General features: G+C 60.6%; 14 protein-coding genes. 4 read left to right on the top strand and 10 right to left on the bottom strand.

What is annotated here, in order from left to right:
* Positions 1-30 precede the first annotated feature (30 nt).
* Positions 31-651, top strand: a complete 621-nt coding sequence (locus tag HU724_RS06225) for a hypothetical protein (RefSeq protein WP_016770666.1) — start codon at positions 31-33, stop codon at positions 649-651.
* A gap of 3 nt (positions 652-654) precedes the next feature.
* On the opposite strand, the gene HU724_RS06220 is transcribed toward HU724_RS06225, so the two are convergent.
* The 7 genes from HU724_RS06220 to ppc form a co-directional block, all read right to left on the bottom strand.
* The gene (locus HU724_RS06220) at positions 655-1,347 is read right to left on the bottom strand and encodes an extensin-like domain-containing protein (RefSeq protein ID WP_186569530.1); all 693 of its coding nucleotides are present in this window, start codon (positions 1,345-1,347) and stop codon (positions 655-657) included.
* Between the two features lie 2 nt (positions 1,348-1,349).
* Positions 1,350-2,186: an isocitrate lyase/PEP mutase family protein gene (locus tag HU724_RS06215; RefSeq protein WP_186569529.1), complete on the bottom strand. Its 837-nt coding sequence runs from the start codon at positions 2,184-2,186 to the stop codon at positions 1,350-1,352.
* 30 nt (positions 2,187-2,216) lie between these two features.
* A complete protein-coding gene (locus HU724_RS06210) occupies positions 2,217-3,077 on the bottom strand; it encodes a DUF72 domain-containing protein (protein WP_024011753.1) in 861 nt (286 codons plus the stop codon).
* Positions 3,077-3,385, bottom strand: coding sequence for a hypothetical protein (locus HU724_RS06205; protein ID WP_042606956.1), 309 nt, complete (start codon positions 3,383-3,385; stop codon positions 3,077-3,079). The genes HU724_RS06210 and HU724_RS06205 overlap by 1 nt, the downstream gene beginning before the upstream one ends.
* Positions 3,386-3,643: 258 nt before the next feature.
* Positions 3,644-4,318: a tRNA (adenosine(37)-N6)-threonylcarbamoyltransferase complex dimerization subunit type 1 TsaB gene (tsaB, locus tag HU724_RS06200; protein ID WP_186569528.1), complete on the bottom strand. Its 675-nt coding sequence runs from the start codon at positions 4,316-4,318 to the stop codon at positions 3,644-3,646.
* Positions 4,319-4,413: 95 nt separating this feature from the next.
* Positions 4,414-5,064 (bottom strand): adenylate kinase, encoded by a 651-nt coding sequence (gene adk, locus HU724_RS06195; RefSeq protein ID WP_024011750.1) that lies wholly within the window; start codon positions 5,062-5,064, stop codon positions 4,414-4,416.
* Between the two features lie 300 nt (positions 5,065-5,364).
* Complete coding sequence (gene ppc, locus HU724_RS06190) at positions 5,365-7,995, bottom strand: phosphoenolpyruvate carboxylase (protein WP_186569527.1); 2,631 nt, start codon at positions 7,993-7,995, stop codon at positions 5,365-5,367.
* 212 nt (positions 7,996-8,207) lie between these two features.
* On the opposite strand from ppc, the gene HU724_RS06185 reads away from it, so the two are divergent.
* The 3 genes from HU724_RS06185 (at position 8,208) to lptF (ending at position 10,179) form a co-directional block, all read left to right on the top strand.
* Positions 8,208-8,552: a hypothetical protein gene (locus tag HU724_RS06185; protein ID WP_042606952.1), complete on the top strand. Its 345-nt coding sequence runs from the start codon at positions 8,208-8,210 to the stop codon at positions 8,550-8,552.
* Positions 8,553-8,930: 378 nt separating this feature from the next.
* Positions 8,931-9,335 (top strand): DUF4398 domain-containing protein, encoded by a 405-nt coding sequence (locus HU724_RS06180; protein WP_024011747.1) that lies wholly within the window; start codon positions 8,931-8,933, stop codon positions 9,333-9,335.
* A gap of 55 nt (positions 9,336-9,390) precedes the next feature.
* Positions 9,391-10,179 (top strand): lipotoxin F family OmpA-related lipoprotein LptF, encoded by a 789-nt coding sequence (gene lptF, locus HU724_RS06175; protein WP_024011746.1) that lies wholly within the window; start codon positions 9,391-9,393, stop codon positions 10,177-10,179.
* Between the two features lie 236 nt (positions 10,180-10,415).
* Here lptF and HU724_RS06170 read toward each other — a convergent pair whose 3' ends face one another.
* From HU724_RS06170 to HU724_RS06160, 3 genes are all read right to left on the bottom strand, one after another.
* The gene (locus tag HU724_RS06170) at positions 10,416-10,745 is read right to left on the bottom strand and encodes a PA3694 family proteiin (protein WP_186569526.1); all 330 of its coding nucleotides are present in this window, start codon (positions 10,743-10,745) and stop codon (positions 10,416-10,418) included.
* On the bottom strand, positions 10,742-11,647 hold the full coding sequence (locus tag HU724_RS06165) for an alpha/beta hydrolase (protein WP_186569525.1): 906 nt from the start codon (positions 11,645-11,647) through the stop codon (positions 10,742-10,744). The genes HU724_RS06170 and HU724_RS06165 overlap by 4 nt, the downstream gene beginning before the upstream one ends.
* Before the next feature lie 149 nt (positions 11,648-11,796).
* Positions 11,797-13,047: a flavohemoglobin expression-modulating QEGLA motif protein gene (locus tag HU724_RS06160; protein WP_166554750.1), complete on the bottom strand. Its 1,251-nt coding sequence runs from the start codon at positions 13,045-13,047 to the stop codon at positions 11,797-11,799.
* Positions 13,048-13,086: the final 39 nt, after the last annotated feature.

Raw genomic sequence — 13,086 nt, 5'->3', positions numbered from 1 at the left:
TTTGCCAGAGCTGAGCGTCAACCGAAAAAAATGTCAGGCATTCTTCCCACATCGATTGGCTACGTTTCGCCCCATGGCGACTTCAGCCGTCATAACACTCAGGCACTGAGCGGCGTCAGTCACCTGTGGCAGGATTTCTTTGCCCAGGCCCTGGCCGAACAGACGAGTGAAGTGGTGCCTGCCTGTGGCACGTTTCCTCCGGTTGACCTGAACAGCCCGGAAGAACCGACCGTTGGCAGCGAGTTGCACGCGCACATCGTCAGCCAGCGTGAGTGCGACGTGGTCGAAACCCAGGTTCGACCGCCAGAGCCACTGTTCCTGCCGATCGCCGAGTTCGAAATGGAGCTGCTGGACAAGCCGTTCCCACCGTTCCCGCCAGAAGAACTCAAGGCTCAGCAAGAGCAACAGGATTTCGACAGCAGTTGGGTACGCCCGATTGTGATCAACAATGGCCAGCCACTGCCGGAGCCAGGCCCTGCTCCGCAGAAACGTCCGCTGTACCTGCCGATTGCCGAGTTCGACCTGGACTTGCTGCAGAAGCCTTACCCGCCGTTCCCGCCGGAAGAAATCGTCGAGCAACAGAAAGCTCTGGACTTCGATAATGGCTGGGCTCGCCCAATCGTTCTGCAGAACCTGCGCCTCGCCGCCTGATCCTCAGCGACACACGCTCCAGCGCCCGACATCGACATGAAAGTGATTGCGATGAGCGGCGTTGTAGTCCGGACTCAACACCACACTGAATGATTCACAGGCGCCGTCACGCAGCTGGCGCAGAAACTCTGCGTCCTGATTCTGCTTGGGCCAATCCTTGAGCACGCTGATCGTGCGCCCGTCAGCGAGGCGGAAACCGGCGATGTCCAGCGCGTCGGCACTCGCATGTCGGCTAAGTGCACCGCTCTCACGGTTGTAGACATTGCGACAGGCGAAGCTGCCGAGGTGATCGACCCGCGCCACTTTCTGTCCATAAAGCGATTGCGCAGCAGGTTGCAGGGTGTGGTGTTCAAACATTGCGTAGGCCACCGCCAGCGGGCAACTGGCGATGAAACTGCTGCTCAGCGCCACTTCACCGCCCTGCACCCGCAGAGCACCGATCAGCGGACACTTGGCGCCCGGGCTGTCGGCCTGGGGGCTGACGCGCAGATCCGAGCTGCTCAATGCCTGTGCGCAAAGCTCGGGATCACTGCGCAGGCGCATGAGTTTGTAACCGGTCAGCCAGTTGGGCGCGGCTTTTATGTCCAATGGCGCCCACGGGTTCCACTGCGGCGGCACCTCCAGCCAGCCGCGCCAGACACTTACCGCTGCACCACCCATCGCGAGCAACACCACCCAGAACAGCCAACGTCCCATGCTCAGTCCTTGAAAAATTGATTGGCCGTGGCATACGGCATCGACTGTGACGTGAAGCCAAAGGTGCCGGATTGCTGGATTTCTTCAGCTGCGCGGAAGAACTCGCCGAACGCCGCCAGCGCCAGTGCCGAGCCGGTGCTGATGCGGCGTACGCCCAGTTCCTCGAGCTGTTGCACGGTCAGTTTCAAACCGCCAGACATCAGCACATTGACCGGTTTCGGCGCCACCGCTTGCACCACTGCACGCACTTCTTCGGCGCTGCGCAAACCTGGTGCATAGAGCACGTCGGCACCCGCCGCGGCAAATGCCTGCAAACGGCGAATGGTGTCGTCGAGGTCGGGATTATCGTGCAGGTAATTTTCGGCGCGAGCCGTGAGAATGAAGGGAAACGGCAGGGTGCGCACCGCCGCGACGGCGGCTTCAATCCGTGCGACGGCGTGTTCGAAGCAATAGATCGGCGCGTCCGGACGTCCCGTAGCGTCCTCGATCGACCCGCCCACCGCGCCCGCCTCGGCGGCACGGAGAAGACTCTGCGCAGCCTCGACCGGGTCATCGGCAAAGCCGTTTTCCAGGTCCACCGACACCGGCAGATCCGTCGCTGCGACAATCGCGCGGACATTGGCCAGGGTCTCGTCGAGACTCAGTGCGCCATCAGCCTTGCCCTGGGAAAACGCGTAACCGGCACTGGTGGTGGCCAAGGCCTGATAGCCGAGACTGGCGAGCATCTTCGCCGAGCCGGCATCCCACGGATTGGGAATCACGAAGCTCCCCTGGCGATCATGCAGGGCCTTGAAGGCTTTGGCTTTGAGGAGTTGCTGTTGACTGACTTGGACGTTCATCGACGGGCTCCCGGGCAGAAAAAACCCGCCTCAGAGCAAGCCAAGCTGCTCGGCGGCGGGTTCTCTGTATAGCTCAGGCAGCGCGGGCAAGCCAGGCAAACGTTGCATCAGTTGTGCGTGAAAACGTTGCGCCAGTTTCGCTGCCAACAGGTTGTCGGCGGTATGCAGAAAGACGTAGGGCGTGCGGCCCTCTTCGATCCATTCAGCGACTTTCGCCACCCACGGCACAAGAAACGCATCGTTGGCCTCAAGCTCGGGATGTCCGATGAAGCGCACCTGTGGAAACTGCGTGAACGCCGCCGGACGGGTCGGTACACGCGGCTTTTTCGACTGCGCGTGGATCACCGAGGACTCGGTCGACAAGCAGCTGAACAGCGCGCGCGGGTCGAGACAGATGCGCTCGACACCGCGATCCAGCAACAGACGATTGAGCAGACGCTCGCTCTCGCCCTTGGCGAAGAACTGTTCATTGCGCACCTCGACCGCAAGCGGGCAATCCAGCGCATCTATAAACGCCGCGAGCTCCGGCAGGCGCTGCGGCGTGAAGCTTTTCGACAGTTGCAGCCACAGCGGCGAAACACGTTCGCCTAACGGCTTGAGTAATTGCAGGAAGGTTTCGGCAGCGGTCAGTTGCTCGCGCAGGTCGCCGCTGTGGCTGATGTCGCCGGGGAATTTGGCAGTGAAGCGAAAGTGCGCCGGCATGATCTCGGCCCAGCGCTGCACAGTGGCTGGCGACGGACTGGCGTAGAAGGTGGTGTTGCCTTCGACGGCGTTGAACACCTGGCAGTAGAGAGCGAGAAAGTCGGAGGTTTTTGCGTCTACCGGATACAGATACTCGCGCCAGGCATTTTCGCTCCAGGACGGGCAACCGAGGTAGTAAGGCAGATCCATCAGATATACAGATCGAGGCCCAGCACGTCTGCGTCCCAATCGACAAAACCGGCGGTGCTCAGGTAGCTGGCCAGGGCCATGGCTACGCTTTTCTTCATCGCGCGGTGGTAGATCATGTCTTGTTGACGGGCAGGCAGGTTGCTCAGGCGTTGCGCGGTGGCTTGAGCGGCACGAGCGGCCATCTGCTCTTCGCTCGGGAATTCCAGCTCGCCGTCGATGATGTCGACGGATTCATCCAGCGCCGCATTGCCTTTACGCGGCTTGCGCTTGATGGGGTAGGACTGAGTGGAAACGCCGTCTATACGCATAATGTCATGCTCGGTATCAATGATGGCAATTTAGCGGCACTTGACCGACTTAGCAAACCGCCGAGTGATAACTAGAACACATAAAGCGCAAAAGGTTTTAAGCGAGGGGGCAGAAACTGACGATTGGCGATATTTGTATGTGACCAGCAAACCTGTGGGAGCGAGCTTGCTCGCGAAGGGTCCAGCACATTCAACACATGCATTGACTGACCAGAAGCCTTCGCGAGCAGGCTCGCTCCCACAGGAGAAAGTGTCGAATCAGCGGGCTTTCGGGGTGGCAACTTTATCGCGCAGGTAGACCGGTTGCGCATCATCTGCCGGGATCGCCTCACCGCGCTCCCAGGCGAAACGCGCCAGGGTCAACAGGTCTTCGGCGTGGGGCAGCATGCCGGCGTCCGAGCCGCTCAGATTGACCGCAATGCGCCCACCATAACCCCAACCGGTACCGGCACCGAACCAGTCACCTGTGGCATCGGCCGGTAGCGCAGCCACCTCCGGCGGCAGCACCGCTTCGGCGCCAACCAGACGCATCTCCCCCGCCGTCTCGCGGTAGCAGCCCCAATACACTTCGTCCATCCGCGCATCGATCGCAGCCGCGACCTGACTTACACCCTGCTCACTAAAGGCACGCTGGGCGAGCACGGCAAGGTTGGATACCGGCAATACCGGACGATCCAGAGCAAAGGCCAAACCCTGCACCACACCGATGGCAATGCGCACACCGGTGAACGCGCCCGGGCCACGGCCAAAGGCAATCGCGTCGACCGCTTGCAATGTGGTGCCCGCATCGGCGAGCAATTGCTGGATCATCGGCAGCAGCTTCTGCGCATGCAGACGCGGGATCACCTCGTAATGGCTCGTGACCTTGCCGTCATGCAGCAAGGCAACGGAGCAAGCTTCAGTCGCGGTGTCCAGGGCCAGCAAGGTGCTCATCGATGTTTCCAAAACAGGGGTGGGGAAAAAAGTGCGTCAGTATAAACAACTACGGCCCGCAAGCGGGCCGTGGATGATGCAGCCGATCAGACTTTTCAGCTCAGCGCGGCCAACACCTTGGCGGTGATTGCATCGACCGAACCCACGCCTTCGATGTGGCTGTACTTTGGCTTACCGCCGTTGTTGGCGGAAAGGTTCTTATAGAAATCCACCAGCGGTTTGGTCTGCGAATGGTAGACCGACAGGCGATGACGCACGGTTTCCTCAGTGTCGTCCTTGCGCTGCACCAGCTCTTCGCCGGTGATGTCGTCCTTGCCAGCCAGTTTCGGCGGGTTGTAGACGATGTGGTAAACGCGGCCGCTGGCTTCGTGAACACGGCGACCGGCGATGCGCTGGACGATTTCTTCGTCTTCTACAGCGATCTCGACCACGGCATCCAGCTCGACGCCGGCAGTGACCAGTGCTTCAGCCTGCGGAATGGTGCGCGGGAAGCCGTCGAACAGGAAACCGTTGGCGCAATCAGGTTGAGCGATGCGGTCCTTGACCAGCGCGATGATCAGGTCATCCGACACCAGGCCGCCGGCATCCATGATGCTCTTGGCTTGCACGCCCAGTGGAGTGCCAGCCTTGACCGCAGCACGTAGCATGTCGCCGGTGGAGATTTGCGGAATGCCGAATTTCTCGGTGATGAACTTTGCCTGAGTACCTTTACCGGCCCCGGGAGCTCCCAGCAGAATGACGCGCATCGATGTGCTCCTCAATTTTTTATATAAAAGCTTTACAAAACAAAGGATTCGCTCGTAACCGGCGGATCCTGAAAATACGGGTCGTGGCCGCACAAACGGCCAAAGGCTGATCAAGATACACAGCAGGCTGCGCCCACACAAGACGCCAAAAGTCGGAGAAACCGACGCCCGCTGTGACCTTGCGACGCGGTAACCCAAGTCGCAACCCCTACATTAACTGTCGCCTCGCGGCACTTTCCTACAGCAGGAGAAGCGGCATCCGACCCTTGTCGCGCATGCCGCCTGAGGTGCTCAGCAACCTTAGCCGGTATTGCGCAATCCAGCGGCAATCCCCGCTACAGACACCAGCAGCGCCTGTTCCACCGGGCTGCCCTGCTCGACATCCTGCTGCCGCGAACGCGCCAACAGTTCGGCCTGCAATAGATGCAGCGGGTCGAGGTAGGTGTTGCGCAGGCGGATGAATTCGAGGGTGTCGGGGCTGTGCGCCAGCAGCTGCGACTGCCCGGTCAGGCCCAGCACTACGGAGCACGCCTGCGACAATAGGTCGCGTAACTGCGCGCCCAATGGCAGCAGATCGGCCTCGACCAGACGCTCATCGTAGGACTGTGCGATATCGGCGTCGGCCTTGGCCAGAACCATCTCCAGCATATCGATGCGGGTGCGGAAGAATGGCCATTGTTCGCGCATCTGCCCGAGCAGCTCGCCCTCGCCGCGTTCCAGGGCCTTGCTCAGAGCAGTCTCCCAGCCCAGCCAGGCCGGCAGCATCAATCGCGTCTGGGTCCAGCCAAAGATCCACGGGATCGCCCGCAGGCTTTCGATACCGCCGGCGCGGCGCTTGGCCGGACGACTGCCGAGCGGTAGACGCCCCAACTCTTGTTCCGGGGTCGACTGACGGAAGTACTCAACGAATTGCGGATTTTCCCGCACTACCTGGCGGTAAGCGCTGACACCGTCCGCCGCCAACTCGTCCATCAGATGCCGCCATTCAGGCGTCGGCGGCGGTGGTGGCAACAACGTGGCCTCGAGCACGGCGGCCAGATACAGATTGAGGTTCTGCTCGGCGATGTCCGGTAGGCCGAATTTGAAACGAATCATTTCGCCCTGTTCGGTGGTTCGAAAACGCCCGGCCACCGACCCCGGCGGCTGCGACAGAATTGCCGCGTGTGCCGGACCGCCGCCACGACCAACGGTGCCGCCGCGACCGTGGAACAGCAGCAGTTCAACTTGCTGCTCACGGCAGATTTCCACCAGGCGTTCCTGCGCGCGATATTGCGCCCAAGCCGCAGCAGTGGTGCCGGCATCCTTGGCCGAGTCGGAATAGCCGATCATCACTTCCTGCGGGCCATGCAAACGCGCGCGATAGCCCGGCAACAGCAGCAGACGCTCCATCACCGGCCCGGCGTTGTCGAGGTCGGCGAGGGTTTCGAACAGCGGCACCACGCGCATCGGCCGCAGTACGCCGGATTCCTTGAGCAGCAGTTGCACCGCGAGCACGTCGGAAGCGGCGCCGGCCATGGAGATCACGTAGGAGCCCAGCGACGCAGCGGGCGCGGCGGCGATTTCCTTGCAGGTGTTGAGCACTTCGGCGGTGTCCGCCGATGGTTTGAAATGCGCGGGCAGCAACGGTCGACGGTTGATCAGCTCCTCGGTGAGGAAGTTGATGCGCTGCTCTTCGTCCCAATCCTCATAGCGGCCGAGGCCGAGGTAATCGGTGATTTCGGTCATCGCCGAGCTGTGCCGCGTCGAATCCTGACGCACATCGAGGCGCACCAGAAACAGGCCGAACGTCACCGCCCGACGCAGGCAATCGAGCAACGGCCCGTCGGCGATGACGCCCATGCCGCACTCGTGCAGAGAGTTGAAACACAACTGCAAAGGATCGAGCAGATCGCGATTGTCGTGCAGCACATCGGCGGTGGCCGGGGTCGGCGCGGTCAATGCAGCGTGCGCCCAATTGCGCGTCGCGCGCAGGCGTTCGCGCAATTGTTTGAGCACTGCGCGATAAGGTTCGGCGCTGTCGCCGGCCTTGGCCTTCAGCGCATCGCTGGCCTGCTGCATCGACAGTTCGGCAGCCAGATGATCGACGTCGCGCAGGTACAAGTCAGCGGCCATCCAGCGCGCCAGCAGCAAGACTTCGCGAGTGACGGCGGCGGTGACATTGGGGTTGCCGTCACGGTCGCCGCCCATCCATGAGGCGAAGCGGATCGGCGCGGCTTCCAGCGGCAAGCGCAGACCCGTGGCGGCGAACAGCGCCTGATCGGCCTTGCGCATATGGTTGGGGATTGCCTGCCACAACGAATGCTCGATCACCGCGAAGCCCCACTTGGCTTCATCGACCGGGGTCGGGCGGGTGCGGCGGATTTCTTCGGTGTGCCAGGCTTCGGCGATCAGCCGTTGCAGTTTGCTCTGGATCTGCTCGCGCTCGGCGCTGGTCAGGTCGCGATGGTCCTGCGCGGCGAGTTGCGCGGCGATCGCGTCGTACTTCTGGATCAACGTGCGTCGCGCCACTTCGGTCGGGTGCGCGGTCAGCACCAGTTCGATTTCCAGCCGCGCCAGTTGCCGGGCCAGAGATTCGGCGCTGTGGCCTTCACTGCGCAGGCGCGCGAGCAGTTCCGGCAATACCCGCGATTCGAACGGCGCCGGTTGCGACTCCTCGCGGCGATGGATCAGCTGATATTGCTCGGCGATGTTGGCCAGGTTGAGAAACTGGTTGAAGGCCCGCGCGACCGGAAGCAATTCGTCTTCACTCAATTGATTGAGGCTGGCGCTCAGTTCTGCGTCCATCGAGCCGCGCCGGTCGGCCTTGGCGCCCTTGCGAATCTGCTCGATCTTGTCGAGGAACGCCTCGCCGTACTGGTCTCGAATGGTGTTGCCCAACAGCTCTCCGAGCAGGTGAACGTCTTCGCGCAAGCGTGCATCAATATCGGTCATCAGCAGTTCTCCAGCGGTAATCGGGGACAGCGCAGAAACGAATGCTTTGCCAGAGAGTGCCGCTCTGCGCCGCTTCTTACAAGCAGGCGACGAATCGACTTAAACCTTGCGCGCGAAAGCCAGTCTCAACAGTAAGCCGTACGACGGCCCGCCGCCGGCGCTGCCGGACACTCACCCAGGCCTGCCATCAGCAGGCGCGAAATGAGGTCATCATGAAAATTCGTGAACTCGCCCAGCATTGGGAAGAAAACGCCAAAGGTCGCCTGACCGACACCGGCTACACGATTCACCTGGATGTGGAATCCGCCGCGCGCCTGGCGGCGATTGCCGAAATGTATCCCAAGCGGCACCCCGAGGAATTGCTCGGCGAACTGATCGGCGCCGCGCTTGAGGAGTTCGAAGCGAGCCTGCCGTATGTGAAGGGTTCGACGGTGGTGGCGACGGATGAGGAAGGCGATCCGTTGTATGAAGATGTAGGCCCGACGCCGCGTTTTCTGGCGTTGTCGCGACGGCATTTGCATGACCTCTCCTCGGCTGAGAACAAGCAGAAGCACTGACCCGACACACATCAAAACCGTGGGAGCGAGCCTGCTCGCGAATGCGGATTTTCATTCAGCATTTGCGCTGACTGACACATCGCATTCGCGAGCAGGCTCGCTCCCACATCGGTCGTATTCCAGATCGAAAATCGGTTTATCAACGGCCAGATTGCACCCGCGCGTACCGCTTCAAACCGCCAAAGTTCCCGTCCCAGAGCCTTGTCCAAACGGTCAATTTAATTTTTGGCGATAGGCCATCTTTTCTGAACTTTTCAAAAATGCCGCCGGTCGGAACAGGTAACCACGCCTGGAACGAGCGTTTCAATTCGCGTCTACAAGCGATGCTTTCGGCTCCTCTGCCAGGATGGATTCAGTTGTATTTTCAGGAGATGCCTAATGGAGTTGAAGACCATGAAAACCCAAACCTCGTTTTCCCACCTGCGCGGTCTGAAACTGGCCGCTCTGGCCATCGGCACCAGCTTCGTACTGGCCGGTTGCGCCGGTAATCCTCCGACCGAGCAGTACGCCGTCACTCAATCGGCCGTCAACAGCGCCGTCAGCGCTGGCGGTACCGAGTTCGCTGCGGTGGAGATGAAGCAGGCTCAGGACAAACTGAAACAAGCTGAAATCGCCATGCACGACAAGAAGTATGACGAGGCCCGTCGCCTGTCCGAACAGGCTGAATGGGACGCTCGCGTCGCTGAACGCAAGGCTCAGGCCGCCAAGGCCGAACAGGCTGTGAAGGATTCCCAGAAAGGTGTTCAGGAACTGCGTCAGGAAAGCCAGCGCACTGTGCAGTAAGCGCGCATCCCGACCGCAAAGCTGAAACTCTTACCGATAGAAAGGACGACAAATTATGCGTAAGCAACTGATGATTCCCGCTCTTCTGGCCGCAAGCGTTGCACTGGCTGCCTGCTCCACCCCGCCTAACCCGAACCTGGAACAGGCGCGCACCAACTACGCCGGCCTGCAGGCCAACCCACAGGCGAGCAAAGTCGCGGCACTGGAAACCAAAGACGCCAGCGATTACCTGGACAAGGCCGACAAGGCTTATCTGGACAAAGAAGATGCAGCCAAGGTTGACCAATTGGCTTACCTGACCAACCAGCGCGTCGAAGTGGCCAAGCAGACCATCGCTCTGCGCACCGCTGAAAACAACCTGAAAAACGCCGCAGCCCAACGTGCCCAGGCCCGTCTGGATGCCCGTGACCAGCAGATCAAACAACTGCAGGACAGCCTCAACGCCAAGCAGACCGATCGCGGTACGCTGGTGACTTTCGGTGACGTGCTGTTCGCCACCAACAAGGCTGATCTGAAATCCAGCGGCCTGGTGAACATCAACAAACTGGCGCAATTCCTTCAGGAAAACCCGGACCGCAAAGTGATCGTCGAGGGTTACACCGACAGCACCGGCACCGCGAGCTACAACCAGTCGCTGTCCGAGCGCCGCGCGACTTCCGTGCAGATGGCCCTGATCAAGATGGGCGTCGATCCTTCGCGCATCGTTGCTCAGGGTTATGGCAAGGAATATCCGGTAGCGGATAACGGCAGCGTTTCGGGTCGTGCGATGAACCGTCGTGTGGAAGTGACCATCTCCAACGACAACCAGCCAGTAGCACCGCGTTCTTCGGTGAGCTCGAACTAAGCTCCACCCGGTAACGCAAAAGCCCCGCCTGAGTTGATCAGGCGGGGCTTTTTTTGTGGGATCAGACATCGTAGCCCCTCACCCCAGCCCTCTCCCGAGGGAGAGGGAGGCGATTTGTGCCGCTTTCAAAACTTGTGTTCGGCGCAATGGATCAGGTCGACGTAGCTTAAACAAACACCTCGGTCAGTCCCCTCTCCCTCTGGGAGAGGGTTAGGGTGAGGGCTGAACCTGCAGAATCACTTCTCGAGTTTCTGCGGAGTATCTTCGCTCATACACCGCACAGCTTTTTTCTGCGCGTTGATCAACACCCCGGTCAGGCCTTTCTGTTCGGTATCGAACAGCACCAGCACGCCATCAATGCACTGCGCCACTTGCGGCGCAGGTGTCAGCGAGACTTTGTAGTCCTCGCCCGGCACGGTCTTGAGCATGGTGAATTCGCTGAGCAGCAACGCATCCTCCGGCTTGGCAAAGTGCAGGTAGCCGTAGTACCACAGCGCCCCGACGGTGCCGAGGATGCTGCAGATACCGGTGATGATCAGCGGGATGGCATTACGTTCTTCAGTCATTGCGGGGTCTCATCTTCAGAATTCGGGGGCGGCGGATAGTTGGGGATTTCGCCGAGGCGGCGCAGGCCTTCGAAGTGTTTGGGATCATCGAGGTAGCGCAGCATGACCTGACGCCACACCGGGTCGCCGAAGGTTTGCACATGACCACCCCGGGTCAGCTGCAACACGCGCGGCGGCGGCGCGGCCTGATACAGGCGAATGCCGTTGGCCATTGGCACCAGCGGGTCGTCGATGCTGTGGAAGATCAGCTTCGGCACGCCGGTCAGCTGCGCCATCGAGTTGATTGCGCTGTCGCCGTCCGGCACCAGCCACGACAGCGGCACTTGCAATGGCCAGGTCAGCCACGAAGTGCTGAGGGCGAATTGGCCGACACTGCGATAACTGGCCGGCACGCCATCCAGCACCAGGGCCTTGAGTTGTTTTTGCCGCTCCGGGTGCTGCGCCAGCCAATGCACCGACATCGCGCCGCCCAGACTCTGCCCGAGCAGCACCAGCGGTTTGCCTTTGACCTCGGGCGCGTTGTCGAGCCAGGCGAACGCGGCGTCGATGTCCTGATAGATAGCCGGCAGGCTCGGCTTGCCTTCGGACAAACCGTAGCCGCGATAGTCCACCAACAAAACCTGATAGCCGTTCTTCGGCAACCACCAACTGCCGCCCAGGTGCATCGGCAGATTACCGCCGTTACCGTGCAGATGCAGGACCGTGCCTTTGACCTCGACCCCAGGTTTGGCCGGCAGCCACCAGGCGTTGAGTTTCAAGCCATCCGCGGTGACCAGCGTGACGGTGCGGTATTCGAGTTTGGCTTTGTCCGGGGTGAAGATCTGGCCCGGTTCCGGGTAGAACAGCAGCGAACTACAACCACCGAGGGTCAAGAGCAGGCAAAGAATGCCGAGGATTCTCATCCGGTGAAACCTCGCAAAATTTCAGGTTGAAATACGGTTGGATCGTTCCCACGCTCGGCGTGGGAATGCCGCCATGGACGCTCTGCGTCCACCGTGACGCGGAGCGTCATGGGATGCATTCCCACGCGGAGCGTGGGAACGATCAGCTATCAGAGGATATTGGAGTAATCCGCCTCAATCCGGTCCAGGCTCAAATGGTTGAGGAAGTTGGAGAAACACATCCACGCAGACAACGCATTCAAGTCACGGAACTGGTCAGGCAAATACTTGGGCGGCACCACCAGTCCTTCGTCCACCAGTTGCCGCAGGGTCCGCATGTCTTCCAGTGTGGTCTTGCCACAGAACAACAACGGAATCTGCTCAAGCTTGCCCTTGCGCACGGCCAACTGAATGTAGTTGTAAACCATGATGAAGCCCTTGAGGTAGGACAAGTCTTTGGTGAATGGCAGACCGGTCGGCGTCGAGCCACGGAAAACCCGGCTGGCATTGCCGTAGCTTTCGGCCATCTCGAAACCCTGCTCGCGGAAGAATTCGTAAATCTGCAAAAAGTCGGCGCCCTCTTCCACCATATGAATCGCACGGGTGCGGTTGGTCAATTTGCGCAGGCGACTCGGGTAAGAGGCGAAGGTGATGATTTCCATCAGGATCGCCAGGCCTTCCTGGGTCACCGTGGACGAGGGTGGGCCTTTCGACAGGAAGGTGCAGATCGGCTGGTTCAAACCGTTGAGCGTGGTGCCGACATGCACCAGGCCCTCGTGGACTTCCAGTGCGCGCACGTCGCGGTCGTTGAACAGTGCGTCGGTGCGAATCTTGATGTAGTCGGCGCCCGCCGCCGCGTCGGCGACGATGCCGTCGGACTCGAACACGCGAATGGTCTCTTCGGCCTCGCCAAACACTTTGTTCAAACGGGTTTGCAGCAGGTGCACCGCGTCTTTGGCGGTGAGGATTTTCGGCTCGTCCTTCAGATCGCCGCGCCCGTCGATGTTGTTCAGGTAGTCGGACATCATCAGGCCAAGATCGGCCAAAGTCGGATCACCGGCGTGGAAAGCATCGGACGCCGCGCCGTACAGCTCTTGCGAGATCAGGCCGAAATCCTCGGTTCCGCGCGCCTCGAGCATGCGCACGACCATGCGGTACTCCTTGCACATGCGCCGCATGATCTGCCCGACCGGGTTGAACTGGCCGAGCTGGCGGGTGATGTCGCGCTCGATGTTCTGGAATTCCAGTTTGACCTGGCTCGAATCGAACGACAGCGGGCGGTTGAGGTAGTAGTCGCGATCCACCGCCGGCATTTCCTTGCCTTTGGCCTTGAGGAAACCCTTGCGCACGTTGTCGTCCCACTTGACCGCATCGAGCACGCGGATCGGCGTCTGCGCCAGCACAATGCGATCGGACAACATGCGTATCGTCTGCTGGTAATCGTCCACCCGAAACTCCTG

Origin of the sequence: Pseudomonas iranensis (assembly GCF_014268585.2) — a bacterium.
Classification (GTDB): domain Bacteria; phylum Pseudomonadota; class Gammaproteobacteria; order Pseudomonadales; family Pseudomonadaceae; genus Aquipseudomonas; species Aquipseudomonas iranensis.
The sequence above is the reverse complement of the archived record's forward strand: the minus strand, read 5'-3'. Positions and strand labels throughout refer to the sequence as shown.

What these genes read in the sequence shown, in the direction of transcription:
- HU724_RS06210 (WP_024011753.1), bottom strand. Translation starts at nt 3,077, where the DNA reads ATGGATCTGCCTTACTACCTCGGTTGCCCGTCCTGGAGCGAAAATGCC.
- tsaB (WP_186569528.1), bottom strand. Translation starts at nt 4,318, where the DNA reads ATGAGCACCTTGCTGGCCCTGGACACCGCGACTGAAGCTTGCTCCGTT.
- adk (WP_024011750.1), bottom strand. Translation starts at nt 5,064, where the DNA reads ATGCGCGTCATTCTGCTGGGAGCTCCCGGGGCCGGTAAAGGTACTCAG.
- HU724_RS06165 (WP_186569525.1), bottom strand. Translation starts at nt 11,647, where the DNA reads ATGAGAATCCTCGGCATTCTTTGCCTGCTCTTGACCCTCGGTGGTTGT.
- HU724_RS06180 (WP_024011747.1), top strand. Translation starts at nt 8,931, where the DNA reads ATGGAGTTGAAGACCATGAAAACCCAAACCTCGTTTTCCCACCTGCGC.
- HU724_RS06220 (WP_186569530.1), bottom strand. Translation starts at nt 1,347, where the DNA reads ATGGGACGTTGGCTGTTCTGGGTGGTGTTGCTCGCGATGGGTGGTGCA.
- HU724_RS06215 (WP_186569529.1), bottom strand. Translation starts at nt 2,186, where the DNA reads ATGAACGTCCAAGTCAGTCAACAGCAACTCCTCAAAGCCAAAGCCTTC.
- HU724_RS06205 (WP_042606956.1), bottom strand. Translation starts at nt 3,385, where the DNA reads ATGCGTATAGACGGCGTTTCCACTCAGTCCTACCCCATCAAGCGCAAG.
- lptF (WP_024011746.1), top strand. Translation starts at nt 9,391, where the DNA reads ATGCGTAAGCAACTGATGATTCCCGCTCTTCTGGCCGCAAGCGTTGCA.
- HU724_RS06160 (WP_166554750.1), bottom strand. Translation starts at nt 13,047, where the DNA reads ATGTTGTCCGATCGCATTGTGCTGGCGCAGACGCCGATCCGCGTGCTC.
- HU724_RS06185 (WP_042606952.1), top strand. Translation starts at nt 8,208, where the DNA reads ATGAAAATTCGTGAACTCGCCCAGCATTGGGAAGAAAACGCCAAAGGT.
- HU724_RS06170 (WP_186569526.1), bottom strand. Translation starts at nt 10,745, where the DNA reads ATGACTGAAGAACGTAATGCCATCCCGCTGATCATCACCGGTATCTGC.
- HU724_RS06225 (WP_016770666.1), top strand. Translation starts at nt 31, where the DNA reads ATGTCAGGCATTCTTCCCACATCGATTGGCTACGTTTCGCCCCATGGC.
- ppc (WP_186569527.1), bottom strand. Translation starts at nt 7,995, where the DNA reads ATGACCGATATTGATGCACGCTTGCGCGAAGACGTTCACCTGCTCGGA.